The organism is Acinetobacter sp. LMB-5, assembly GCF_001541635.1.
Classification (GTDB): domain Bacteria; phylum Pseudomonadota; class Gammaproteobacteria; order Pseudomonadales; family Moraxellaceae; genus Acinetobacter; species Acinetobacter pittii.
On record NZ_LRDR01000005.1, the window covers coordinates 85417 to 111207 of the forward strand.

Consider the following 25791-nt stretch of genomic DNA (forward strand, 5'->3'; position numbering starts at 1 on the left):
ACCAAAAGTAATTCAATGTTCTCTGAAGAGTGGGATTAAGGTTTGCGATCTAACACAGCTTTAGCTTGCGCATGGTCAATATCTTTTTCCCAGTGAGCAATCACTACGGTCGCGACACAGTTACCAATTAAGTTGGTACAGGCACGAATAATTCCAATAAACCAGTCGACTGAAAGTAGCAGCACTAAGCCAATTGCAGGGAGACTTGGTATCACTGAAAGTGTGGCTGCAAGAATAACTAAAGCCGACCCGGGAATACCGTGAGCGCCTTTAGATGTAATGAGCGAAACCAGCAAAATAGCCAGTAAGTCATGCATAGATAAATTAATATTGCAGGCTTGCGCAATAAAGATCACCCCTAAAGTTAAGTAAATTGAAAACCCATCCAAATTAAATGAATAACCCGTTGGAATAACCAAACCGACAGTTGAATCTTTGATTCCCAAATTTTTGAGCTTTTTCATAATTTGAGGAAGAACAGAGTCAGAAGAAGCTGTACCTAAAACAATAGCGAGTTCATCTTTAAAATAACCCACAAATTTGAAAATGTTGAAACCAGCAAGTTTTAAAATCGAACCTAAAACAATAACGACAAATAAAATGCAGGTTGCATAAAACAGTAAAACCAAATAACCCAATTGTAAGAGTGAATCTAAACCAAATTTAGCAGTGGTATAGGCCACTGAACCGAATACACCAATTGGAGCTAAACGAATAATAAGTCCCATAATTTTAAAGAAGACTTCCGAAAAAGCTTCAAGCGCTTGACGTACCAGCTCTGCTAAATGTTTTGGAATTAAAAGTAGGGAAACACCAAATAAAATAGCGATCAATAAAACCTGTAAAATATCGCCGTTTGCAAAAGCAGCAGTGAAGGTCTTCGGAATAATATTGAGTAGAAATTCCGAACCTGTATGCATCTCGTGGGCACGTTCGGTATAGGTACTTAAATCTTTTGCATCTAAATGACTAATATCGATATTCATACCGACGCCCGGTTTAAATACATAGGCCACAATAATGCCTAAAATTAAGGCAATACTGGTGACCACTTCAAAATAGAGAATAGTTTTTGCACCGACTTTGCCCATTTTTTTAATGTCGTTTGCACCATAGATTCCCAGTACAACAACACAAAATACAATTGGTGCAATAAGCATCTTAATTAAAGAAATAAAACCATCACCTAATGGCTTTAGAGAAAGGGAAAAATCATGAAAGCCGATTCCAACTGCAACTCCAAGAAAGAGAGCACACAGAACCTGTAAAAATAAACTACGCTTGAGCTTTAGCCACATAAGTCATCAATTTTAGCAAGAGGAAAATATCTCTCTCTAAAGCAAAAAGCCGGCCAACTATAAAATAAGCTGAGCGTTTTGGAAGAATATGCAAATTTCACATGACTATGCCTTGCATTGTTCAGTTTTTTTATAATTTTTTACCTAAAATCGAGTATCCTTAGCGCCAAATTTTTGGACATATTAATCATGGCGCTTAAAGCAACAATTTATAAGGCAGACTTGAATATTGCCAATATGGATGACCATATTTATGGTGATTATCAACTGACGCTTGCCTTGCATCCTTCGGAAACTTTAGAACGCTTAATGGTTCGTTTGATGGCTTTTGCCCGTTTCGCAAGTGATGAGCTTGAGTTTACTAAAGACCTTTTTGAAACTGACGAGCCAGCATTATGGCAAAAAGATTTAACGGGTCAGTTAGAAACATGGATTGAAGTTGGCTTACCGTCTGAAGATAAAGTCAAAAAAGCCAGTGCGCGATGTAAAACAGTTGCGCTTGTTGTGTATGGCACACAAGTCGAAGACTGGTGGAAACGAAACAGTAAAATTAAAACGTTAAGTAATATTCAAGTGTGGCAAATTGCCCCTCAAAGTACAGCAGAGCTTGAACAACTTTGTGAACGTACGATGCAGCTTCAATTAAATGTCATGGACAACGAGTGGACGCTTTTAGGTGAAAAGGGTCAGGCAAGTGTTGTGTGGACACAGTTACAGTAACATAGAAAAGCGCAACAAATTCTACAGATTCAGTTGGTACACTAAGTACCAATTGCGATTTTAAAGATTCAGATTAAGGGGTAAACCATGTCAAATGAATTAGAAATTATCGATTTAAAAGTAGGTGAAGGCAAAGAAGCGGTTAAAGGTGCTTTGATTACAACTCACTATACAGGTTGGTTAGAAGACGGCACAAAATTTGATTCTTCAATTGATCGCGGTAATTATTTTGAATGTGTGATTGGAACAGGCCGTGTAATTAAAGGTTGGGACCAAGGCATTATGGGAATGAAAGTTGGCGGCAAGCGTAAATTAATCGTGCCTGCTCATTTAGCTTATGGTGAGCGTAAAATGGGTAAGATTATTCCAGCGAATTCTAATTTAATTTTTGAAATTGAATTATTCGATGTCAAAACTCGTGACTAGTGAAATTTAAAGCCCTTTAGGGGGCTTTCTTGTTTATATGAGCTTTAAATATAAATACATTATTAATTTATATTTTAGCTTGTTAAATATTTAAGATTATTTTCAGATTATTTGATTATAAATGCTGACTGAGAAACTGTTCATTTATGGGCAGGCTGACATTAAGACCAAATTCCAAAAATTTGCGTCTTAAAATCAAACTTCGCATAAATAATCTATATTGTTATTGAGACGCTATTTCATGATTATCCGCTTTGCATCTCCTTTGTTGAACATATCACTTGGCTTAGCTTTGGCAGGCTTGTCAGGCATGGCATTAGCCAAACCACCTAAACTGGACGCGTCAACACTTACGGTGATTGGTTATCATGAAATTACCGATACTAAAAATGCGTTAATTCCTCAATATGCAGTGACGACTCAACAATTTACACAGCATGTTGAATGGCTGCAAAAAAACGGATTCCATTTTATTACGGTTGATCAGTTGATCCGTGCTCATCAAGGTAAATTTCAACTGCCTACAAAACCTGTTCTATTAACTGTAGACGATGGTTATCAATCTTTTTATCAAAATGCTTATCCTGTTATTAAAGCTAAAAAAATCCCCGTAGTACTCGCTGTAGTAGGTTCATGGTTAGAGCCAAAAGCAGGGCAGAAAGTCGATTTTTCAGGAGAAGAAATTCCACGCGATAAAATCTTAAGCTGGCCTGAGCTGAAAGAAATGCAAGATAGTGGCTTTGTTGAAATCGCCAACCATAGCTATCATTTACACCGCGGTATTACAGGCAACCCCCAAGGCAACTCTGAACCTGCTGCAACTACTCGTTTTTATGATGTTAAAACTCAAACCTACGAGAACGATGCACAATATCAGTCACGTATTTATAACGATTTAAAGAAAAATAACGAACTACTCAAAGCACACGGCTTACGTTCACCACGTATTATGGTATGGCCTTATGGTCGCTATAATATGCAAACAGTTCAAATTGCTAAAAAGCTGGGTATGCCAATTACCATTACACTTGATGATGGGGCAGACCACGCAAAACAATCTCTCCAAAATATGAGCCGTATTTTGGTAGAAGGCGATATGACGACTGATGATTTGGCTCAAGAAATTAAAAATCGTGAATTGAATTTAACAGATAACAACCGTCCGCAAAAAATTATGCATATCGATCTGGACTATATTTATGATCCAGACCCGAAACAGCAAGAACGTAATTTAGGTCACTTGTTAGACCGAATTAATGCGATGGGTGTAAATACTGTCTATTTACAAGCATTTTCAGATCCAGATGCGAATGGCTCTGCTGATATGGTGTATTTCCCAAACCGCCATATTCCAATGCGTGCCGACTTGTTTAACCGTGTAGCATGGCAAATTCAAACGCGTACGCCTGTAAGTCGTATTTATGCATGGATGCCTTTATTGGCATGGGAACTACCAAAAACTGATCCAGTTTCTAAAGATTTGGTTGTGACGGAGCAAGCAAAAACAGGTGAACACCTCAACATGGGTTATATCCGTTTAAGTCCGTTCTCAGCAGACGCACGCCAAACTATTCGTGAGATTTATCAAGATTTGGCTAAGTCATCTTCATTTAACGGAATTTTATTCCATGACGACGTCACCTTATCTGACTATGAAGATGCAAGCCCAGATGCCTTAAAAGCTTATGCGAAACAAGGTTTACCTACAGATTTGGCAAAAATTCGCGATAACGATCAAGATTTGCAAAAATGGACGGCATATAAGACAAAATATCTAGATGATTTTGCAATGCAACTCGTTGATGACGTGCGACAATATGAACCCTTCTTGCTCACCGCACGTAACTTATATGCGCAAGTTGCTTTAAAACCATATGCAGAAAACTGGTATTCACAATCGCTTGAAGAGTCGTTAAAACGCTATGACTTTACGGCTATTATGGCAATGCCTTATATGGAACAGGTCGATAATGCTGATCAGTTCTATAAAGATATGGTTGATCGCGTGAAACAATATCCAAATGGTATTAAGAAAACTGTTTTTGAGTTACAGGCAACCGACTGGCGTAAAAACGAAAAGGTACCTTCAACTGAAATGGCCGCAACAATTCATTCTCTTTATCAGCAAGGTGTAATGCATGTCGGATATTACCCAGATGACCCAATTAAAGATCATCCGGATGTGGACACTATGCATAAAGCATTTGCTGAAAAATCATCTCGTCTTGTGCCGTAGTTGAGGCTAAAACATGACAATCTTTGCTGCAATATGGTCGCATGCCTTAAAATTCGTTTTCTATTATCCATTATTCATGTCGTATTTATGGATGATTGGCGCGATTATTTTCTATTGGAAAGAACGTCAGGCCCCGCCTTACGATCAACCAGCTCCATTAGAGAGTTATCCAAAAGTCGCTGTGTTAATTCCTTGTTTTAATGAAGGGGATAATGCAGAAGAAACCATTAGCCATGCATTAAAACTGGACTATCCTCATTTTGAAGTCATTGCGATTAATGATGGTAGCTCGGACAATACTGGTGAGGTACTCGACCGTTTAGCAGCACAACATGAAAAACTACGTGTTGTTCATTTGGCGCAAAACCAAGGTAAAGCAATGGGGTTGCAAGCCGGAAGCTTAATGACCGATGCCGAGTTTTTAATTGGTATTGATGGCGATGCTTTACTTGATCCTCATGCAGCAAAGTGGATGATTCGTCATTTTCAGGAAAATCCAACAGTTGCAGCTGTGACGGGTAACCCGCGTATCCGTACTCGCTCAACTTTATTAGGGCGTATTCAGGTCGGTGAGTTTTCTTCGATTGTCGGCATGATTAAACGTGCACAACGTACCTTTGGACGCTTATTTACCGTATCGGGGGTAATTACCGCTTTTCGTAAGAGCGCTGTTCACCAAGTCGATTATTGGTCGCCCAATATGTTGACTGAAGATATCGATATTACTTGGAAATTGCAGCGTGCAGGTTGGGACATTCGTTTTGAACCCAATGCCTTAGTCTGGATTTTAATGCCTGAAACTTTAAACGGTTTGTGGAAACAACGTTTACGTTGGGCTATGGGTGGGGCACAGGTATTAATTAAAAATATTGATGTCTTCACCAAGCCAAAATTAAATTTTTTATGGCCTTTAATGTTTGAGCTTTGCTTAACCTTAGTTTGGTCATATTTAATGCTGGCGATGGCTTTATTATGGTTGGTACATTTTATTTTACCGGTCCCTGCTTTAGCCGTTGTGAGCTCTCCATTTTTACCGTATGGTAGCGGTATTTTATTGGGGGCAACCTGTCTCATTCAGTTTGCTTTAAGCAAATGGATGGATAGTCGTTATGAACCACATCTAGGAAAAAACTATTTCTGGATGATCTGGTATCCATTGGTCTTTTGGCTAATCACCATCTCGGCAACTATTGTGGCATTTCCAAAAGTTTTAAAACGTGGAGATGAGAAACGTGCGCGTTGGGTGAGCCCGGATCGGGGCATTCGTGGATGAAATGCAAGAGTCATGAGATTTTAAAGATCGTGCTGTATTGATGTCTGGGGAAAACCACAGCACTTCGTTAGGTAAAGAGAGAAATGAAGACAAATTCGTTGATTATTGATTTACGCCGTCAATTACCATGGCATAAGCGCTATGCTTCTACAACAAGCACAGCCATGATGTGGGCGGTTTGGTTGTTGCTGTGGCGTCCATTTGTACTAATCTGGGTTTTGGCTGAGCTCCAAAAAACACATTTGGTTCACCGTTTATTTAGTGCCTTTGGTTTAGGCATTGAACATGGCATTACTGCGTTAATTGCTTGTGCAATTTGCTTATTGTTGTGGAGTCATGTGCTGCCTGAGCATCGTGTTGGTGGTAATGCGCTTAAAGCAAAACAGACAGAGGATTATGCGCGCTATTTTGATTTACCTGAACATGAAATTGAGCAGGGACGTAGTCAGAAAATTACAGTCGTTCACCATGATGAATTAGGTAAAATCGTTAGAGTTGAATAAAGCCAATTAATAAAAAAAGCCCGCATCGTGTGGGCTTTTTTTTTACGCTAATTTCGGAACACCCATAAGTTTTAAACTGTAGAGCGCAGTGCTTGAGCAGGTATTATTTACCTTTAAAAACAGGCGGTCTTTTTTGTAACATGGCAAAAACACCTTCTTGAACATCTTCTGTTGTGAGCAATGGTTGAAGATGAGTTTGCAGTTGCTTAAAGGCAACCCCGTAACCTTCGTTAATAGCTTCACGCGCAGAGGCGAGAGTCGCTTTTACAGCAAGAGGAGCAGCTTGCGCAACATGTTCAGCAAGTTCTATGGCACGGCTGAGCTGAGAGCCTTCTGGGCATATTTCGGTAATCAGGTTCATGTCAAATGCTGCTTTTGCATCGAAAGAGTCACCAGTGAGTAAATAACGCATGGCTTTGGCCCAGCCTGCGGCTTGAGTAAAACGTGCAGTAGCTCCGCCAAAAGGTAAGATGCCACGTTGAACTTCCATTTGAGCAAATTGTGTATTTTCACTCGCAATCGTAATATCTGCGTTAAGAAATAGTTCTATACCAGCGGTGTAACAATAACCTTGTACCGCTACTATCAAAGGTTTACTGAGCTTTTGGCCGATTGTGCCCCAAGGGTTAATTTCATTTTCACTAAAATCAAAAACACCTGTAGCGAGTTTAGGTTGTAACTCAACTAGGTCTAAACCAGCTGTAAAATGATCGCCATGAGCAAAAATAACCGCGCAGCGCAGGGCATCATTATTTTCATATTCAGTGAGTGCTAGTGATAAGTCTTTGATCATGTGACTATCAAAAGCATTACGTTTTGCTGCCCGATCTAGACCAATTAAAAAAATATGTCCGCGAGTTTCACGGCTGACTTTTCCTTCTTGATTTGACATATTGTCATGCTCTTTATTTGTCTTTAATCATGTTTTAAACAATCGTTTAAAAACTAGCAAATATAATTTGTTCGCGACTCGCTCAGTATTTCTTTTATATATCTACTGAAATAAATCGACAGCATTAGAAAAGAGTAAGACCTCAGACAACCTTAATTTCCATCATTTATTTAAATTAGCAGTTTGCTTCGCTTTATATTTTTCTCATAATACCTCGTCAAATTGATCTCAATAAGCAGCTTCTCTTATGTCACCTCTAGAAATCTTTGCAGTCTTGATTAGCCTGATTGGAGTCGGATTAACGGTAATCCGTAATATGTGGTGTTGGCTGTTTAATTTCTTTGCCTTTGTTTTATATGCCTATTTGTTTTACGAATTTAAGCTATATGGCGAAACGATTTTGCAGTTCTTTTTTATGGCTGTAAATTTTTATGGTTTTTACTATTGGCTCAAAGGAAAGCAGCAAGATCATGACATTCGTATAGAACCGATAGCTCCTAAAGTTGCAATTTTTCAAATGATTATTGCCGCGGTAGGTGGTTTGCTTTTTGGTTTAATACTTAAAAACTTTACCGATGCAGCGGTGCCGATGCTCGACTCGCAACTTGCAGCATTTAGTTTGCTTGCAACTTACTGGACCAGTCGAAAGCATATTGCGACATGGATACTTTGGGTCTTTGTCGACATTATTTATGTGGGAATGTTTATTTATAAAGATCTATTTTTAACTTCAGCCTTATATGCTGCTTTTGTATTAATGGCAGCTTATGGTTGGTATCAATGGGAAAAGGTGAAAAGAAAGCAGGTTGATCATATAGACCTGAAAAAGACTATTTAATGTATGAGAAAATATTAAAACAATAATCCTGTTTGGAAATTATTTGATGACTCATACTTTAAAAAAACTTTTATTTTGTTTATTTCTTTGTTCTGGTTATGCAAATGCTCAGGTTAACGCTGTTCCTTTAAAGCAGCTCAGTAAATTACCTGATTCGTGTCAGAAAGATGAACCTGCTGAAAATAATAAATTAGTTATACAGACGGCACAGGTAAAAATACAAAGCTATTCTTGTTTTAAGCCTGATATAGCTGATGCACTAGGCTATAATGTATTTGCTATCAATTTAGATAAAAATAAAACCTATTATTTTAAAGCGCAAAGTCGGGATATATCCGCAATAGCTGGCCAGACTATACACAAAATTGATTCGGAAACCTTCGCAATAGACAATTATCAGGAGCGTGGTGGAAATTTCATTATTTTTTGGGTAGCGGACTGGTCAAATATTTATACACAAGATATTAGTTATTATACGGATGATGAAACTTCCATAGATAGCTTTATTAAAGACAAACAGATTTATTTACAGAAGAAAAAATATTTGGATAATACCAAAACTAAGAAAGTTGGATTTCCTTTAATCATTATGAAAGACAAACAAAAAGGTTTGATCATTAATAAGACTAAGGCACAAAACTTTTAAATCATTAATTTCTGGATTTTTATGAAAAATTTAACTCATATATTTTTATTTTGTATTGGTTTTTTAGTAGCAACTCCCTCTTATGCGCAAGTAAATATTAAACCTTTATGGCATGGTAAGGTATTAAACAGTTTTGATATTCCTTTAAATAATCTGAAAAAGCCAAAGCAGGTTATTAAAGGTGAAGCTGATGAATGCAATGGTGGTTATTTTCCAGATCAATGGGTATATGAAGATGGAGTGATACTCTCTACGGGATCTTTAGATAAGGTATATGTCAGCCAGCAAAATGGTCTAAAGTATGGTTCTCGATTATTTAATCATTTAACTACCGAGAATGAGTTTAAAAAGTTTTTTGGTAAGCAAATAGTTATATCTGAAAATCATACTTACTCTATATTTCCTTGGGAAGGTAGTAATGATGGCTTACACTTTCATTTCCGTAATGGAAAACTACATTACTATACGTACTCTATTGATGACTGTTAATGATTAACCTTTAAGAATAGCCATGATCCTGAATTTAGTCATATATAAACAACAACAGTTTGATCAAATGGCTGCAAAAATAATGGCCAAGCCAAAAGAATATTGTGAATTTAATTCTGTATCTGATTTTTATAACGCTGCATGGCTCAACGGTTTTCCGCAAGGCAGCCAGATTTCTGCGACAGGTTTAGATGATGGTGCTGAAGAGTTTTATGCGGTAATCCAGTTTAAACGGCAGTATTTAAAATTTGATATTAAAGAAAATGATTCGACAATTATCTTTAAAGATATGAATGAGAACGTTTTAAAAAGTAATTTTTAATTTATGAAATAAAATCTAAAAAAAAGCGACTTCACGTCGCTTTTTTTTAATAAATAAATTTGGAAATTTTATTCGCTGTTTCAACGACTAGGCTTGCGATATCTTCTTTAAATATTCTTTCATCGTAAGTTGTAATTGGACAACTCACAGAGATAACAGCGACCATTTTCCCGTTTGACTGTTTAAAAATAGGTGCCGCACAGGCTGCCATATCATGATTGTAATGACCCCAGCTCACCATGGTTTTTTGAGTTTTTACGTAAGAGAGTCTTTGCAATAAAGCTTTTAAATTGGTTGGCGTCAGTTCAGAGAAACTGTCCCAATCGCTAAAATTGCGGTAACGCTGACGTACTTCCGTTTCAGGTAAATCAGATAAAAGCATTTGACCAATGACGGTTGCATGAGCAGGCCAGCGAGTTCCTAAACTAATGTTGCTCGTAAAGGTTCCCATCGACTGGATATTATTTACAAAGACAATATGAGTGCCTTCTAAAATTGAAAGATGTACCGCGAGTTTGGTTTGGTCACGTAGTTCTTTCATTAAAGGTGTCGATAAATCGAGTAATGAAAGTTTAGATAAACTGTTAAAACCAAGTTCCATAACTTTTGAATCGAGAGCGTAAGTTTTTTGAGATGCTTTTCTTAAATAGCCACAAGATTCGAGTGTATAGATCAGACGAAATGCACTAGAACGGTTCACTTCTAAAATTTCAGCAATTTCTGTAATGGTCATTTCTTGCGCTTGTTGGTTAAATGCTTGCAAGATAGCTAAACCCCGTACAAGACCGGGAACTAAATATCGATCATCATTTTTTGTTGTTTCCGATTCTTGCGAATCTTCATCAATTGCTATGCTCATTCGTGTCATTTTCCTATAAATAAAACATGATTCAATTTGGGGCATGCTGCTTTATTTTATAACTATTGTAATTGTTAAAAATGCATAAAACAATTTTTATATTTAAAACTTTGTTTCCTTCTTGAAACGTAACAAAATATTTAAAAATTAATAAGACAATGAATTTTATATTTATTTTTACTTTGACAAAAAATGATCAAGGGGATTATGCTTAGCTTGTGTTTTGAAAATCAAATTATGTTTTGTATATAAAACAAAATGAGGACGCAAGGTATGAGTTGGATCTCAGTTTGTCAGCAGGGTGACGTTAGCGAAGATGAGCCGAAAGCCATCGAAATTGAAGGGAAAAAAATAGGCGTATTTTTCGTCGATGAAAATTACTTTGCTATCGAAAATGTTTGCCCTCATGCGTATGCCTTATTAACCGAAGGATTTATCGAAGATCAGACTGTTGAATGCCCATTGCACGAAGCAATTTTTGACATTCAAACAGGTGAGCTAAAAAGTGGGCCAGGGTGTAGAAACCTATGTACGTACCCAGTTCGTGTTGAAGGACAGGATATTCAAATTCAACTCTAGTCCTCACATGTACAAGGAAGCAGAACAATGAAGACATTTAATGAAAAGTTGGCAAGCTGGATTCATGCAACGCCGGCAACCGAAGCAGGTATCAACAATATTCAAATTCCAGGTCAATCTGAATTGTTGGTTTGGCAGACACGTTATAAAGAGCCAACTCTCTATGAACAGGATTTTGTAAAAAACTTGATTCAGGCATTTTCTGCGGGCGCAACAGAGTTAGATGACGTTGTTTCTGCACTTAATCAACAGGGTTTCCGCTGTGAATCTGGTGATGAATGGACTTCTGCAAGCTTTACAGAAGAAATGCAACGTTTAGGTTATTGATTCAAGGAAGAATAAAATGAACGCAATCGTATCAACTTCACAAAGCGCTGAAGAATATTTAGAACTTGGTTTACGTGACCAATGGCATCCGGTTTTAGCAAGTTGGGAAGTCGCTGCTAATCCAGTCGGTATTACCCGTTTAGGCGAAAATATCGTGGTTTGGCGTGATGCCGAAGGTCAGGTTCATGCGCTTGAAGATCGCTGTCCACACCGCGGTGCTCGTCTTTCACTCGGTTGGAACTTAGGTGACCGAGTTGCTTGCTGGTATCACGGTGTTGAAGTTCGTGCTGATGGTGTTGTTGCTGATGTGCCAGCAGTTCATGAATGTCCAATGACCGGAACTAAATGTTTAAAGAACTATCCTGTCATTGAGCAACATGGCGCAATCTTCATCTGGTTTGGTATTGATGCAAATGAACAACCAGCACCGCTTGAGTTTCCAGAGCAACTTGCAAGCGAAGAGTGGAGTGCGTTCCTTTGCCAAGCAGACTGGAAAGTAAACCATCAATACGCGATTGATAACGTGATGGACCCAATGCATGGGACCTATTTACACGCGACATCGCACTCGATGGCAGATGGTGAACGTACTGCAGAGATGAAACACCGTACCACCGATAATGGCTTTGTTTTTGAAAAAGAAGGTCAAACAGGTGTGAACTTTGACTGGGTTGAATATGGTTCAACAGGTGCAAGCTGGTTACGTCTTTCAATTCCATACCGCAAACAATTTGGCCCAGGTGGCGAATTCTGGATTGTAGGTTATGCAACGCCAATTGATGCCAATAATACTCGTGTATTTTTCTGGCGCTGCCGTAAGGTGAGTGGCTGGCAACGTAATGTATGGCGTTTCTTATATCGCAATCATTTAGAACAGTTGCATTGGGATGTATTGGAACAAGACCGAATTATTTTAGAAAACCTTGCACCAAATGCGCGTGAAAAAGAGTTCCTCTATCAACACGATGTTGGTCTTGCACGTTTACGCCGTTTAATGAAAAAAGAAGCTGAGAAGCAATTAAAGAAAATTGCTGCACTAAATGCATCAAACCGTATCGAGATGCAGGAAGAAGCTCATGGCTAATGTAGCGTTGTTGCAAGGCAAAAAAGTTTTAGTGACTGGTGCTGCACGTGGTTTAGGCCGAGATTTCGCTCAAGCGATTGCCGAGGCTGGTGCTGAAGTTGTGATGGCAGATATTTTATCTGATTTGGTGCAACAAGAAGCCCAAGCGTTACAGCAACAAGGGTTAAACGTTCATGCTGTCACCGTTGACCTTGCCAATGCAGACTCTATTGAAAATGCGGTTGCAAAAAGCGTTGAAGTATTACAGGGACTAGATGGCCTTGTGAATTGCGCGGCACTGGCGACCAATGTCGGTGGAAAAAATATGATTGATTACGATCCTGAACTTTGGGATCGGGTCATGAATATTAATGTGAAAGGCACATGGCTCATCAGTAAGGCATGCGTTCCCCATTTAAAGCAATCGGCTGCCGGCAAGATCATTAATGTTGCTTCCGATACAGCACTTTGGGGTGCACCAAACCTGATGGCTTATGTTGCAAGTAAAGGTGCAATTGTTGCCATGACGCGTTCAATGGCAAGAGAGTTGGGACAATCTAATATCTGTGTCAATACATTGTCACCGGGCCTTACTCTGGTTGAAGCAACCGAGTATGTGCCTCAAGAACGTCACGATTTATATGTCAACGGAAGAGCGATTCAACGTCAGCAACTTCCACAAGATTTAAATGGAACAGCATTGTATCTACTGTCGGATTTGTCCTCTTTTGTGACAGGTCAAAATATTCCGGTCAATGGCGGTTTTGTCTTTAACTAAGGAGTAGTCAAATGATTACAGGGATCGAGATTTTAAAGTTTGGAGTTGAAGATAGAGCCGCTTCAAACAAGTTTTTGGCAGATTTTGGTTTAAGCCAAAGTACTTCGGATATTGAAGGCACTGATCTTTACCAAACTCAAAATGGTAGCAAGATTTATCTATTTAATTGTGATGATGAGCGTTTGCCGACTGCTATTGAACAAGGTTCAACTTTACGTGAAGTGACTTGGGGCGTTGATAGTGCTCAAGACCTTGATGACTTGGCAGCTCGTTTGGCCGATGTAGAGGGTTTTAAACGTACTGAAAATACAGTTCAGTGTCTTGACCCAAATGGCATGACCATCCGTTTTGAACAAAGTTTTGTTAAAGAAGTACCTGAACTTAAAACGGAAGGTATTAACCAATACGGCAACATTCAACGTGTTAATGCAGCAAGTCCTGTTTATGAAAAAGGTCAACCTGTTGCGATTGGACACGTGGTGTTCTTCACACCGGATTTGGCAACAACTGAAAACTTCTATATCGAGAAAGTAGGTTTTCATTTATCTGATGCTTACAAAAATCGCGGTGCATTCTTACGTTGCCGCGGTGAAGGTTATCACCATGATTTATTCTTGCTTAGTGTTCCAAATAAACCTGCTGGCTTAAATCACGTTGCGTTTGTTGTTCGCGATATCCATGAGGTGGTTGGGGGCGGTTTAAATATGAATCGTTCGGAGTGGTCAACCTTTATTGGACCGGGACGTCACCCAATTTCTTCTGCGTATTTCTGGTACGTCAACTCACCATTAGGTGGTGCATTTGAATATTACACCAACGATGATTATTTGACAGAAGAATGGCAACCACGTGTAGAAGAACATCGTCTAGAGCTTTTCACTGAATGGGCGATTGAGGGTGGTCTTGATGACACAACCCGCCGTCAGGTGAAGCCTGTTTAACAGGTATTGCTTTACAAGGAAGATGGCTATGGAAAAGATCGTAATTGTAGGTGCCGGACAGGCAGCGGGTTGGGCAGTAAGTACCTTGCGTCAAAATGGGTATGTGGGCGAAATTCACGTGGTTTCAAATGAAGATCAAGTGTTTTATGAGCGTCCGCCACTGTCTAAGCAAGTACTTTCAAAAGAAGCAACGTATGAAAGTTTGAATCTGTTCTCTCCTGAGCAGGTTCAAGAGTTTAACGTTCAATGGCATAAACCGGAAATTGCGACAAAAGTCGATCGTGAGCAAAAACAGGTTCATTTAGAAAGTGGTCAGGTTTTGCCGTATGACAAATTGCTGATTGCAACTGGAAGCCGTGCGCGTGTACCCGTCAATACATGGCAGTTCATTCCAAATGTTGTGACTTTACGCAATGTGCATGACTGTGAACGTTTGGCTGAAATTTTAAAGAATGCAAAAAATATCGCTGTGATTGGCGGTGGCTGGATTGGTTTAGAAATTGCTGCAACTGCACGTAAGCAAGGTAAAGATGTTCATATTTTTGAATATGGCGACCGCTTATGTGCAAGAAGTGTGAGTCCGGAAGTTTCTGCATTTTTAAAAAATATGCATGAAACCCAAGGTACAAAAATTCATTTAGACAGCAAGAGCCTTCATTTGGTTGAAGCGCCGAATCAGAAAGTTGAAGTGGTGAATCATCCACAAAATAGTCAGTTATTTGACTGTGTGGTGGTAGGTGCAGGCGCTGAAATTGCCAAAGAGTTAGGTGTACATGCTGGTCTCGATGTAAAAGATGGCATTGTAGTGAATTGTTTTGGGCAAACTTCAGATCAAAACATTTATGCCGCAGGTGATGTCGCGATTCATCCGGGCTTGGGTTATTGCATTCAGTCTTGGGCAAATGCACAAAATCAGGCAATTGCAGCAGCAAAGTCGATGCTCGGCATTGAAACTGAATATAGCGATATTCCATGGCTTTGGTCAGATCAATATCACTTTAATATCCAGATTTTAGGTACGTATCAACCTGAAAAAACGAAGGAAGTAGTCATTCGCCAAGGTGGGGAAGATCAGGTGAGCTATTTATATCTGGACCATGAAAATCGTTTGCTCAACATGATTGCCATTAATGATTCTAAACTGGTCAAACTGGCAAAACGTTGGATGCAAGCTAACACCGTTTTAGATCCAAAACTATTAGCAGATGCTGAATTTAATGTCATGAAGTTAAAACCGTAAACATTAAATCTGGTTCTCATTACCAAATCGAAGGAATGACACATGAGTAATGAAGAAAAAAGTGGATTGAAGCATTGGGTACCTGCTTTTGTCCTTATGGTATGTGTGGTACTGGCGTTTTTCGACAAGATTAGTATTGCGGTTTTATTTTCAGATCCTCATTTTCAAAGTGCAATGGGAATTGCTGAAGATAAGGCCAAGCTCGGATGGCTCATGACAAGTTTCTTACTTGCTTATGGTTTTTCATCGGTCTTTCTAAGCTTTTTGGGTGACATCTTTAACCCAAAGAAAATGCTGTTCTGGAGCGTAACGTCGTGGGGTGTACTCATGTTCTGTATGGGGTTCACCACCAGTTATTCAGGCATGTTGGTTTTACGTGTACTGCTTGGTTTAGCAGAAGGCCCGTTATTTGCCTTGGCATACACCATTGTTAAGCAGACTTATACGGACCGTCAGCAGGCACGTGCTTCTACCATGTTCTTACTTGGAACACCGATTGGTGCATTCCTTGGGTTCCCGATCACTGCAAATGTTTTAGCTCACCACGACTGGCATACCACTTTTTTTGTGATGGCTGCGCTAACCCTGATTGCAATTTTCAGCATTGTTTTTGGTCTGCGTAACTTACAACTCAAGAAAACTGTTGAAATTGAGGGCGAGAGTAAACGCACTAATTTCAAAGGTCACATTGCGAATACTAAATTGCTGCTCAGCAACAGCGCGTTCTGGTTGGTTTGTCTCTTTAACATTGCGTTGATGACTTATTTATGGGGCTTAAATAGCTGGGTTCCTTCTTACCTTATGCAAGACAAAGGATTCAATCTCAAAGAGTTTGGGATGTATTCAAGCTTTCCATTCATTGCCATGTTAATTGGCGAAATTATCGGTGCATTTTTATCTGACAAGTTAGGCCGCCGCGCGATTCAAGTATTTAGCGGTTTATTACTCGCGGGCATCTTCATGTACGTAATGGTCATTATGACTGAGCCACTATTGATTATTGCTGCCATGTCTTTAAGCGCGATGGCGTGGGGTTTTGGAGTAGCTGCGGTATTCGCTCTGCTGGCCCGAGTAACCACCTCAAATGTAGGTGCGACAGCGGGTGGAATATTTAACGGGTTAGGCAATTTTGCAAGTGCAATTGCGCCTGTTCTTATCGGTTACATCGTGATGCAAACACACAGTTTTAATTTGGGAATTACCTTCTTGGCTGCTGTCGCTGTCATTGGGTCGTTGTTCTTGGTTCCTCTTTTAAAACGTTATTAATTCACTGTATAGGAGTTTAAAAAATGACTACACAACAATTCGAATCGTGGGCACAACCAGAGGGTGCTTCTTTAGAAGATTGGTTAAACACACGTATTGCTCGCTTTGAGACACGTAAATACGACTTCGATGCTTTGAAGTTCCAAGCAGATTACGACCCGAAATATCGCCGTGCACAAATGCGTTACATGGGTACGGGTGCAACAGGTGTTGCAAATGACGGTAATACCGTTCCAGCAGAAAACTTCACGTTTTCAACCATGGTTCTGCCACCCCAATGTGAAGGTCCTTTGCATATTCACCACGATGTTGAAGAAGTGTTCTTTATGCTTCGCGGCGAAATTGATTTGTTCATTGAACACAACGGCGAAAAATTTGAAACCCGTTTAAAAGAGCGTGACCTGATTTCAATTCCACCGGGTATTTACCGTGGTTTGTTTAACCCAGGTCAAGAAGATGCCTTGATGTGTGTGATGTTGGGAACAGGTAAACCAACCATTCCGAACTATCCACCAGAGCATCCATTGTCTCAAATCAAACGTTAATTGTTTGATGAAGTGAATGAAGGAAAGAATTGAAAATGATGACACTCATTGAAAAGTTAGCAGAATTTCCGGTGAAAACCGTTACTGTTCAAGGCCAGCAGCAAGCCTATCGGGAAGCCGGTCAGGGCGAGTACCTTGTGCTGTTGCATGGCATTAGTTCAGGTTCTGCTTCATGGGTAAACCAACTTGAAGTGCTGTCTCATCATTTTCATGTCATTGCCTGGGACGCACCGGGCTATGGCAAATCAGATGAACTTTTAACTGATCAGCCCAATGCTACTGACTACGCAAAGCGTTTGGCAGCATTGTTCGATGTTTTAAAAATTGAAAAAGCGATTGTGGTCGGACACTCATTAGGTGCCTTACAGGCCAGTGCATTTGCTGCACTTTACCCAGAGCGAGTGGAACACTTGGTTGTTGCTAACTTAGCTCAAGGCTACCAACGCTACGATGAGCAAACACAAATTCAGGTTTTTGAAAAAAGACCAAAAATGTTGAAAGAACTCGGTGCTAAAGGAATGGCCGAAAGCCGTGGACCTCATTTGATTTATAAACAAGAGCCACAAGCCTTAGCTTTAGTTTCAGAGGTGATGCAGCAGTTGACCTTACAAGGTTTCACACATGCATCGTACTTACTGGCATATGACGAAATACGTAATTACTTAACCGATTTAAAAGTCCCATGCACAGTGATTGCAGGGCAGCAAGATCAAATCACTCCTGCGTTAGGTATACAAGAGCTTGCTCAGGAATTGCAGTTGGAACAGCGCTTCGTCATAGAAGATGCCGGACATTTAAGTTATGTCGACCAACCGCAAGCATTTAACCAAATTATGTTGACGATTCAGGAACAATCGTAAGAGAGATTAAGGATTATGAGCTTCCAAGTTGAAGGAAAAGTTGCAGTTGTTACCGGTGGCTCATCTGGGATTGGGCTGGCTGCTGTTGAAATACTGGTTGCAGAGGGTGCAAAAGTTGCTTGGTGTGGTCGCGATGAAGAACGTTTAAATGCTTCTAAGCGCTATATTTTGGAAAAATTTCCACATGCCCATATTTTTACCAAAGCATGTAATGTTTTGAAAAAAGAAGAAGTTCAGCAATTTGCCAAAGAGGTCAAACTCAATTTGGGCAATGTGGACATGCTCATTAACAATGCTGGGCAAGGCCGTGTTTCAAATTTTGAAAACACACAAGATGAAGACTGGATGAAAGAAATTGAGCTGAAATATTTCAGTGTTTTACATCCGGTACGGGCTTTTCTCGACGACTTAAAACAGTCGGCAAATGCCTCAATTACCAATGTGAACTCGTTACTGGCATTGCAACCGGAACCGCACATGATTGCGACTTCATCTGCACGCGCTGCGCTGTTGAATTTAACCCATTCATTGGCGCATGAGTTTACTCAATATGGCGTTCGTGTGAACTCGATTTTACTTGGAATGGTTGAGTCTGCGCAGTGGAAACGTCGTTATGAAACTCGTTCAGATTTGAATCTGTCATGGGAAGAGTGGACAGGCAATATCGCAAAAAACCGTGGTATTCCCATGCAGCGTTTAGGCCGTCCAGAAGAGCCTGCACGTGCTTTAGTTTTCTTGGCATCACCATTGGCATCTTATACCACAGGTTCGGCAATAGATGTCTCAGGTGGTTTTAACAAACATTTATAAATATCAGGTGCTGTCATGAAAAAGTTGATGATGATTGGTTTTGGCGCAATGGCAGCAGAAGTGTATGCCCATTTACCCCAAGATCTGCAACTCAAATGGATTGTCGTGCCATCTCGCAGTATTGAAAAAGTGCAGTCACAAGTCTCCTCTGACATTCAGGTGATTTCAGATATTGAGGAGTGTGATGGTACGCCAGACTATGTCATTGAAGTGGCAGGTCAAGCAGCAGTGAAAGAACATGCTCAAAAAGTTTTAGCGAAAGGCTGGACCATTGGTCTGATTTCGGTGGGTACTTTGGCTGATAGCGAATTTTTAATTCAGCTTAAACAAACTGCCGAAAAAAATGATGCCCATCTGCATTTACTTGCAGGGGCTATCGCAGGCATTGACGGTATTTCTGCTGCTAAAGAAGGTGGCTTGCAAAAGGTCACTTACAAAGGCTGCAAAAGTCCAAAAAGCTGGAAGGGTAGTTATGCAGAGCAATTGGTCGATTTAGACCATGTTTCAGAACCTACGGTCTTTTTTACTGGAACTGCCCGTGAAGCTGCGACCAAATTTCCAGCCAATGCCAATGTTGCAGCAACTATTGCACTTGCAGGGCTTGGAATGGATGAAACCATGGTTGAGTTAACTGTTGATCCAACCATCAACAAAAACAAACACACCATTGTGGCAGAAGGTGGCTTTGGACAAATGACCATTGAACTGGTGGGTGTGCCGCTGCCAAGTAACCCAAAAACATCAACTTTGGCTGCGCTTAGCGTGATTCGTGCTTGTCGCAACAGTGTAGAAGCAATACAGATTTAAGAAGGATTTGATCATGGCAAAGGAAATTTATATTGCAGGTGAATGGCGATTAGGCCGTGGTGCAGTCATTCAAAGCCTGTTTCCGGCAGATCAGTCGGTTAATGCAGAGCTTTCAACGGCAACGCTTGATGATGTAAATGAAGCAATTGAAAAAGCAGATCAGGCTTGGCGTCAGCCGAGCTGGAGAAACAGCTTGCCGCATGAGCGTGCACGTATTCTGTACAAGGTTGCAGACATTATTGAAGCGCGTGTAGATGAATTATCGAAACTACAAACACGCGATAATGGTAAGCCTTTAACCGAAACCCGTGGCTTGGTGATGAGTGCGGCAGCAACTGCACGCTATGTTGCAGCAGCTTGTGAAACGCTGAACGATGAGCTCACCACTCAACGTGCTCCAGGCTTTATGACCGTGAGCGTGCATGAACCTGTGGGTGTTGTGGCAGCAATCACACCTTGGAACTCTCCAATTGCGAGTGAAGTTCAAAAGCTTGCTCCAGCTTTGGCAGCAGGAAATGCCGTGGTGTTAAAACCAGCAGAAGCAACTTCACTCATTGCTTTAGAGCTTGCCAAAATTTTTGAAGAAGCCGGTTTACCAAAAGGCTTACTCAGTGTGTTAGTGGGGCGTGGTTCTATCATTGGTGACGCAATTGCTCAGCACCCATTGGTTCGTAAAATTTCTTTTACAGGTGGAACAACCACGGGTCGTCATTTGGCACACATTGCCGCAGATAAACTGATTACCACTTCGCTTGAGTTAGGTGGTAAGTCACCAACCATCGTTTTGCCGGATGCAGATGTCGAGCTGGCGGCTAAAGGTGTGGCGTACGGTATTTTTAGCTCGGCAGGCCAAGCGTGTATCGCAGGTTCTCGCTTGTTTATTCATAGTAGTCTTTACGATCAGTTTTTAACGCGTTTGGTTGAAATTACCAAAGGTTTACGTGTGGGGCATCCAGAACAGGCGGGTGTGCATTTAGGTCCACTGGTCAATGACAAACATTTACAGTCCGTCGACCGCTATGTGCAGCTTGCTAAAAGCGAAGGTGGTCAAGTTCTGATTGGTGGTGAGGCACTTACCACTGGTGACTATGCCAAAGGAAGCTATTACTTACCGACCATTATTACGGGCTTAAATAACAGTGCTCAAACCTGTCAGGAAGAAATTTTTGGCCCTGTTTTAGTCGTTATGAAATATGACAACGAGCAAGATTTAATAGCCCAAGCCAATGACAGTTGTTTTGGTCTTGCCGCAGGCATCTGGACTGAAAGCTATCGCAAAGCTTGGCGCATTGCACGTGCATTAGAAGTGGGAACGGTATGGATTAATACCTACAAAAAGTTCTCGATTAGTGCGCCGTTTGGTGGCTTTAAAGACAGTGGAATCGGACGCGAAAAAGGCCGTTTGGGCATTTTATCGTACATGCAACAAAAGAGTATTTATATGGGGCTGAATGAACAGCCTAACCCTTGGTGCGATTAATAAATTCAAGGACTGAAAATAAATTTTGAGGAACAGACATGACTGAACGTGTAAATGTAGGCGAAGCAATCGCAAGAGTTTTAGAAGCGCACCAAGTTGATAGTATTTATGGTGTTATTTCCATCCACAATTTACCTATTGCCGATGCGGTAGGGCGCCGTGAAAAAATGCGCTTTGTCGCAGCCCGTGGTGAAGCGGGTGCAGTCACCATGGCAGATGCACACTCACGCTTTAAAGGCCTAGGTGTAGCGTTGACCAGTACAGGTGCTGGGGCAGGTAATGCCGTAGGTTCACTGATTGAAGCAATGAATGCGGGTAGCCCTGTATTGCATTTAACGGGTCAAGTTGAGCGTGAATATCTCGACCGTGATGCAAGCTTCATCCATGAAACCAAAGACCAACTTACATTCTTGCGTGCATCGAGCAAAGCGGCGTTCCGTATTACCAGCCCAGACAATGCTGTTGGTGTGATTCGTGAAGCAATCCGTGTAGCAACTACAGTTCCAATGGGACCGGTTAGTGTTGAGTTACCAATTGATGTACAAGCAGCAGAAATTGATTTGCCACTTAATCTTGGGCCAGTGAAAGCACTTGAGTTGCCACAGGCAGAGCAAGCTGAAATTGATCTTCTTGTAAGCGAAATCAAAAAAGCAAAACGTCCGATTTTCTGGATTGGTGGTGGAACTTTAAATAGTGTTGCTGAAGTTAAAGCAATTGCAGATTTAGGTATTCCGGTTGTTTCATCGACTCATGCTCGTGGGGTGTTGGCAGATGATCATCCAAGTAGTTTAGGTGCGTTCCATAACTCGGCGGGTGTTGAGCAGTTATTAAAAGATGCCGACCTGATGGTGGTAGTGGGTTCTCGTTTACGTAGTAATGAAACAAAAACTTATTCGGTTGAATTTCCTGAAAACATTATTCAGGTAGATGCCAACCCAGTAGCTCAGCAACGTAATTACAAAATCCGCAACTTCATTTGTGGCGATGCCAAAGATGTCTTAACACGTGTGTTAGAACAGCTTCAAGGAACTTCAAAAATCGATGCCGATTACGATGCTGCTGTAGTAGCTGCTAAACAAGCTGCAATTGATGCACTGCGTAAACAAATCGACCAGTACGCTTTAATTTGTGATCACTTGCGTGCAGCTTTACCTCAAGACGGCATTTTTGTACGTGACATTACTATGTCGGGTAGCACATGGGGCAGCCGTTTATTCCCGGTACAAGCACCAAACCAAAACATCCACTCACTTGCGGGTGCAATTGGTTTAGGTCTTGCAACAGCAATTGGTGCTTCGGTTGCTAACCCTGACAAGAAGGTAATTGGTTTAGTCGGCGATGGCGGCTTAATGCTTGGCATTGGTGAAATTGCAACCATGGTGCAAGAAAACACCAACATGGTCTTAATGATTATGAATGACGGTGGTTATGGCGTAATGCGTGGCATTCAAAATAACTACTTTGGTGGTCGTCAGTATTTCAATGAATTACATACACCTGACTACAAGCTCCTTGGTGAATCAATGGGTGTGAAAAGCTGGAAAGTCGGTAGTGCAGATGAGTTTAAAACGGTTATTCAAGAGGCTGTTGCTTTTGAAGGGCCAACCGTAATTGAGCTCGATATGAACTCGATTGGACCATTAAACTTCGCGGGTCCACCGCAAAAGAAACTGTATTAACCAGTTTGGATGGTTTAGTACATATGCGATGGGAGCTGCTAAGCCATCCTTTTTTAGATAAATTTTTTTGTCTAAAAAACAATAAAAACGAAGTTTTACAGGTAAAACAAATAAAGTTCCAGCAGGACGCTGGAACTCAATCAAGGATGTAGAGATGAAAAAGACTTCATTGATCATGGCATTCATTGCACCGCTTATGCTGGGGGTAAGCGTCAATGCATTTGCAAAAGATTCATTGCTTGAATGGAAAAGTGATGATGGCACCGACTCATTAAAGTTAGGTGGGGTGGTTCGGTTAAATCAACGCTATGAAGATTGGGAAGGGCCAAACCGTGGTTTTGGTAAGCTCCATTTTGATATTTTCAGGGTTGATCTCAAAGGTAAATTTGATGATGCCTATATCAATGCCAGTTATATGGTTCAAGACCAACAGAAAACGTCCATTGAAAAAGCATATGTCGGCTATAACCTAGATGCCAATAACAGCATTGAAGCAGGTCTGGTCTATAAACCTTTTACGATTTATCCTTATCCGCAAAATGGCTGGACCTATCACATCCCATTCTTTTTAGGTTATGGCAACAATATTGCGCCGGGGATTAACTGGAATTATCACAACAAAGATTGGGATGTAAAACTCGGTTATTACCCGCAAATGTTAGAGACGAACCTGCGTTATTCCCCTGAAAGTGCAACTTATGATGACTTGGCAGGAAATGCATTTCCATCTCAAAAAGCCTATCAAAATGAAAAACGCAATCAGGTGAATACCCGCATTGTTCGCAAGTTAGAAACTGATTTCGGTAAACAAGAGTTTGGTGTATCAGGTGCAATTGCCCAGTTGCATAATGATATTACCGATAAAGACGGCAAATATTATGCAGTCGGTTTACATACCGAAAACAACTATAAGCGCTTTAACTTACAAAGTTCTGTCATTCATTATCAATACGATGCTAAAAATCCGGATGGTGTAAATAGTGATATGACTTTGATGGGAGCGAATGGTCTTACGCCAGCTTATTTCATTGCTTCGGAAGGTACGATTGTCAGTTTAAACCTTGCTTATACATTGCCTGTGACCAATATGGGCAAGCTAAAAGCCATTAAGTTTTATAATGACTATAGTTATCTCGATAAAAAACGTGATGATTGGTCAGATTCGCAAATGAATACCACAGGGATGATGTTTATTGCTTCACCATTTATGGTTTGGGCAGATTATACGTGGGGTAAAAACTCCAATATTATTGGTGGCTCTACCAATTCAACAGGGTATACCTCTGCCACTTCACCAAATAGTGATAAGTGGCTATACCGTATTAATTTTAATATCGGTTTTACTTTCTAAAGTAAGCAGCATTAAAAAACCACGCAATCGGCGTGGTTTTTTATTTAATAAGTGAAAATTTTTAATACCTGTTTTTTTCAAACTTATTCCAAAATATAAAGGCAGTTACAAAGGCCAAAATAGTCAGTGCGAAAATATAATACATCGCACCAATATCACTATATTGACTGAGCCAATGCACTAAAGGCAGGGTCATACCACCCACAATTGCATATGACAAATTATATGAAAATGAAATGCCCGAGAAGCGAACAGGCGCGGGGAACATTTTAACCATACTGCTCGACACCATACCGACAGTACCAGAGCATAGACCCAACAACATATATAAACCAAAAATGGTTGAATGTGCCGCGTGCCCCAAACTGTTATAAAAAACTGCTGCTGTGAGTGCCACGGCAAGCGCACCGACCATCATGACTTTGCCACAGCCAAAACGGTCAGCAAAATAGCCTGCCAAAATACAGCCAAGCATTTGCATAACAATCGCAGCACTTTGCATTTCAAAGGTTTGAGCACGCTCAAAACCAAACGTACCAGTTAATAAATTTGGCATGGCTAAAATCACCACCACCACACAACCTGTTAAAAACCACGTAAATAACATGCCAATCGCTACGGCTGTTTTATGCGTTTTTAAGACTTGTTTTACAGGCATTTCTTTAGAAATTTCTTTACGGGCCTGCATGGCTTTAAACACAGGTGTTTCTTTTAAATAAGTTCGTAAATAAAGTGCAACGAGACCAAAAATACCACCTGCAATGAAAGGAATACGCCATGCCCAGTCATGGATTTGTCCTTCACTAAAATTCAGTGAAATCCATAAAGACATCAGTGCACCTAGTAAAATTCCTAAAGACAGCCCAGCGGTGAGTAAACCATTGGCCAGTCCGATTTTTCTTTCAGGTACATGTTCAGACACAAATGTCCACGCGGCTGGAATTTCCCCCCCGATTGCAATACCTTGCACCACACGCATGAGTAATAAAAGTAGCGGTGCCAAATATCCGATATTTTCAAAGGTAGGCAATATCCCGATAAATAGGGTAGGCAGTGCCATCAGCAAAATAGAAAGCGAAAATAGTTTTTTACGCCCAACCAAATCACCAAAATGGGCCATAACAACCCCGCCCAAAGGTCTGAAAAAGTAACCTGCTGCAAAAATACCGTAAGTATTAAGCATGGCCCAAAACGGACTAAGTGTGCTGGGGAAAAAGAGGTCGGAAATGATTTTGGCGTAAAACACATAAATCACAAAATCATAAAACTCTAAAGCTCCACCCAATGAAGAAAGGGCGAGGGTTCGTTTATCTTCTTTATTAAGATAGTTCGCATCCTGCAAAGTTAATTCCTGATCCATTTTTTACTTAATTGTTGTAATTGAAGTTTGGATATTAATGGAAAAGTGAAGTAAAAGTAAATGGAGGAAATTTGTTCTATATAGCAACGTCGATTGGACTTGCTCAGATCAAAAAGCTTTAAAACAAAAAACGCTTTAGATAAAACAAAAACAGATGTAGGAATGGCTTTTCTTTTGGCTTGTTCAGCGACACAATAAAACTT

Annotated in this window: 27 protein-coding genes; 23 read left to right on the plus strand and 4 right to left on the minus strand. The window is 40.5% G+C overall.

Going from position 1 to position 25791, the window contains the following annotated elements:
• Positions 1-35 precede the first annotated feature (35 nt).
• Positions 36-1298 carry a C4-dicarboxylate transporter DctA gene (gene dctA / locus AW165_RS07480; protein WP_017387104.1) on the minus strand — a complete coding sequence of 421 codons (1263 nt, stop codon included), beginning with the start codon at positions 1296-1298 and terminating at the stop codon, positions 36-38.
• Positions 1299-1487: 189 nt separating this feature from the next.
• On the opposite strand from dctA, the gene AW165_RS07485 reads away from it, so the two are divergent.
• From AW165_RS07485 to pgaD, 5 genes are all read left to right on the plus strand, one after another.
• Complete coding sequence (locus tag AW165_RS07485) at positions 1488-2018, plus strand: YaeQ family protein (protein WP_060465390.1); 531 nt, start codon at positions 1488-1490, stop codon at positions 2016-2018.
• 87 nt (positions 2019-2105) lie between these two features.
• A complete protein-coding gene (locus tag AW165_RS07490) occupies positions 2106-2444 on the plus strand; it encodes an FKBP-type peptidyl-prolyl cis-trans isomerase (protein WP_002117532.1) in 339 nt (112 codons plus the stop codon).
• A gap of 241 nt (positions 2445-2685) precedes the next feature.
• Entirely contained in the window at positions 2686-4680 is a 1995-nt protein-coding gene (pgaB, locus tag AW165_RS07495; protein WP_060465391.1) for a poly-beta-1,6-N-acetyl-D-glucosamine N-deacetylase PgaB, read from the plus strand.
• A gap of 13 nt (positions 4681-4693) precedes the next feature.
• Positions 4694-5953, plus strand: coding sequence for a poly-beta-1,6-N-acetyl-D-glucosamine synthase (pgaC, locus tag AW165_RS07500; protein ID WP_002117710.1), 1260 nt, complete (start codon positions 4694-4696; stop codon positions 5951-5953).
• A gap of 83 nt (positions 5954-6036) precedes the next feature.
• Positions 6037-6456: a poly-beta-1,6-N-acetyl-D-glucosamine biosynthesis protein PgaD gene (pgaD, locus tag AW165_RS07505; protein ID WP_005075401.1), complete on the plus strand. Its 420-nt coding sequence runs from the start codon at positions 6037-6039 to the stop codon at positions 6454-6456.
• Between the two features lie 103 nt (positions 6457-6559).
• Here pgaD and AW165_RS07510 read toward each other — a convergent pair whose 3' ends face one another.
• Positions 6560-7348, minus strand: a complete 789-nt coding sequence (locus AW165_RS07510; RefSeq protein WP_060465392.1) for a crotonase/enoyl-CoA hydratase family protein — start codon at positions 7346-7348, stop codon at positions 6560-6562.
• A 247-nt stretch (positions 7349-7595) separates the two neighbouring features.
• Here AW165_RS07510 and pnuC point away from each other — a divergent pair, with 247 nt between their 5' ends.
• Genes pnuC through AW165_RS07530 form a run of 4 tightly spaced genes read left to right on the plus strand, consistent with a single transcriptional unit; the run spans position 7596 to position 9643 of the window.
• A complete protein-coding gene (pnuC, locus tag AW165_RS07515; RefSeq protein ID WP_004703179.1) occupies positions 7596-8186 on the plus strand; it encodes a nicotinamide riboside transporter PnuC in 591 nt (196 codons plus the stop codon).
• 46 nt (positions 8187-8232) lie between these two features.
• Positions 8233-8832 carry a hypothetical protein gene (locus AW165_RS07520; RefSeq protein WP_060465393.1) on the plus strand — a complete coding sequence of 200 codons (600 nt, stop codon included), beginning with the start codon at positions 8233-8235 and terminating at the stop codon, positions 8830-8832.
• Between the two features lie 21 nt (positions 8833-8853).
• Positions 8854-9321: a hypothetical protein gene (locus AW165_RS07525; protein WP_060465394.1), complete on the plus strand. Its 468-nt coding sequence runs from the start codon at positions 8854-8856 to the stop codon at positions 9319-9321.
• A 22-nt stretch (positions 9322-9343) separates the two neighbouring features.
• Positions 9344-9643, plus strand: a complete 300-nt coding sequence (locus AW165_RS07530; RefSeq protein WP_060465395.1) for a hypothetical protein — start codon at positions 9344-9346, stop codon at positions 9641-9643.
• 46 nt (positions 9644-9689) lie between these two features.
• Here AW165_RS07530 and AW165_RS07535 read toward each other — a convergent pair whose 3' ends face one another.
• Positions 9690-10502 carry an IclR family transcriptional regulator gene (locus tag AW165_RS07535; protein WP_060465396.1) on the minus strand — a complete coding sequence of 271 codons (813 nt, stop codon included), beginning with the start codon at positions 10500-10502 and terminating at the stop codon, positions 9690-9692.
• Between the two features lie 273 nt (positions 10503-10775).
• On the opposite strand from AW165_RS07535, the gene AW165_RS07540 reads away from it, so the two are divergent.
• The 14 genes from AW165_RS07540 to AW165_RS07605 all read left to right on the plus strand — a co-directional run bounded on the left by AW165_RS07540 (position 10776) and on the right by AW165_RS07605 (position 24228).
• Entirely contained in the window at positions 10776-11081 is a 306-nt protein-coding gene (locus AW165_RS07540) for a non-heme iron oxygenase ferredoxin subunit (RefSeq protein ID WP_002117586.1), read from the plus strand.
• A 27-nt stretch (positions 11082-11108) separates the two neighbouring features.
• Complete coding sequence (locus AW165_RS07545) at positions 11109-11408, plus strand: recombinase-like helix-turn-helix domain-containing protein (protein ID WP_005070730.1); 300 nt, start codon at positions 11109-11111, stop codon at positions 11406-11408.
• Positions 11409-11424: 16 nt separating this feature from the next.
• Complete coding sequence (locus AW165_RS07550) at positions 11425-12492, plus strand: aromatic ring-hydroxylating oxygenase subunit alpha (protein WP_005070727.1); 1068 nt, start codon at positions 11425-11427, stop codon at positions 12490-12492.
• On the plus strand, positions 12485-13249 hold the full coding sequence (locus AW165_RS07555) for an SDR family oxidoreductase (RefSeq protein ID WP_005070723.1): 765 nt from the start codon (positions 12485-12487) through the stop codon (positions 13247-13249). The genes AW165_RS07550 and AW165_RS07555 overlap by 8 nt, the downstream gene beginning before the upstream one ends.
• Before the next feature lie 11 nt (positions 13250-13260).
• Positions 13261-14190 (plus strand): VOC family protein, encoded by a 930-nt coding sequence (locus AW165_RS07560; protein WP_060465397.1) that lies wholly within the window; start codon positions 13261-13263, stop codon positions 14188-14190.
• Positions 14191-14218: 28 nt separating this feature from the next.
• Positions 14219-15430 (plus strand): NAD(P)/FAD-dependent oxidoreductase, encoded by a 1212-nt coding sequence (locus AW165_RS07565; protein WP_060465398.1) that lies wholly within the window; start codon positions 14219-14221, stop codon positions 15428-15430.
• Positions 15431-15472: 42 nt separating this feature from the next.
• Positions 15473-16696, plus strand: coding sequence for an MFS transporter (locus AW165_RS07570; RefSeq protein ID WP_005803015.1), 1224 nt, complete (start codon positions 15473-15475; stop codon positions 16694-16696).
• Between the two features lie 23 nt (positions 16697-16719).
• Positions 16720-17241 (plus strand): cupin domain-containing protein, encoded by a 522-nt coding sequence (locus AW165_RS07575; protein ID WP_002117566.1) that lies wholly within the window; start codon positions 16720-16722, stop codon positions 17239-17241.
• 35 nt (positions 17242-17276) lie between these two features.
• Positions 17277-18101: an alpha/beta fold hydrolase gene (locus AW165_RS07580; protein ID WP_060465399.1), complete on the plus strand. Its 825-nt coding sequence runs from the start codon at positions 17277-17279 to the stop codon at positions 18099-18101.
• A 15-nt stretch (positions 18102-18116) separates the two neighbouring features.
• Complete coding sequence (locus AW165_RS07585) at positions 18117-18911, plus strand: SDR family oxidoreductase (RefSeq protein WP_017399050.1); 795 nt, start codon at positions 18117-18119, stop codon at positions 18909-18911.
• Between the two features lie 15 nt (positions 18912-18926).
• Positions 18927-19718 (plus strand): aspartate dehydrogenase, encoded by a 792-nt coding sequence (locus AW165_RS07590; protein WP_060465400.1) that lies wholly within the window; start codon positions 18927-18929, stop codon positions 19716-19718.
• 13 nt (positions 19719-19731) lie between these two features.
• Positions 19732-21198: an aldehyde dehydrogenase gene (locus tag AW165_RS07595; protein WP_060465401.1), complete on the plus strand. Its 1467-nt coding sequence runs from the start codon at positions 19732-19734 to the stop codon at positions 21196-21198.
• A 38-nt stretch (positions 21199-21236) separates the two neighbouring features.
• Positions 21237-22877: a thiamine pyrophosphate-binding protein gene (locus AW165_RS07600; protein WP_060465402.1), complete on the plus strand. Its 1641-nt coding sequence runs from the start codon at positions 21237-21239 to the stop codon at positions 22875-22877.
• 154 nt (positions 22878-23031) lie between these two features.
• Positions 23032-24228: a hypothetical protein gene (locus tag AW165_RS07605; protein WP_060465403.1), complete on the plus strand. Its 1197-nt coding sequence runs from the start codon at positions 23032-23034 to the stop codon at positions 24226-24228.
• 61 nt (positions 24229-24289) lie between these two features.
• On the opposite strand, the gene AW165_RS07610 is transcribed toward AW165_RS07605, so the two are convergent.
• Positions 24290-25588 carry an MFS transporter gene (locus tag AW165_RS07610; RefSeq protein WP_060465404.1) on the minus strand — a complete coding sequence of 433 codons (1299 nt, stop codon included), beginning with the start codon at positions 25586-25588 and terminating at the stop codon, positions 24290-24292.
• Between the last annotated feature and the right edge of the window lie 203 nt (positions 25589-25791).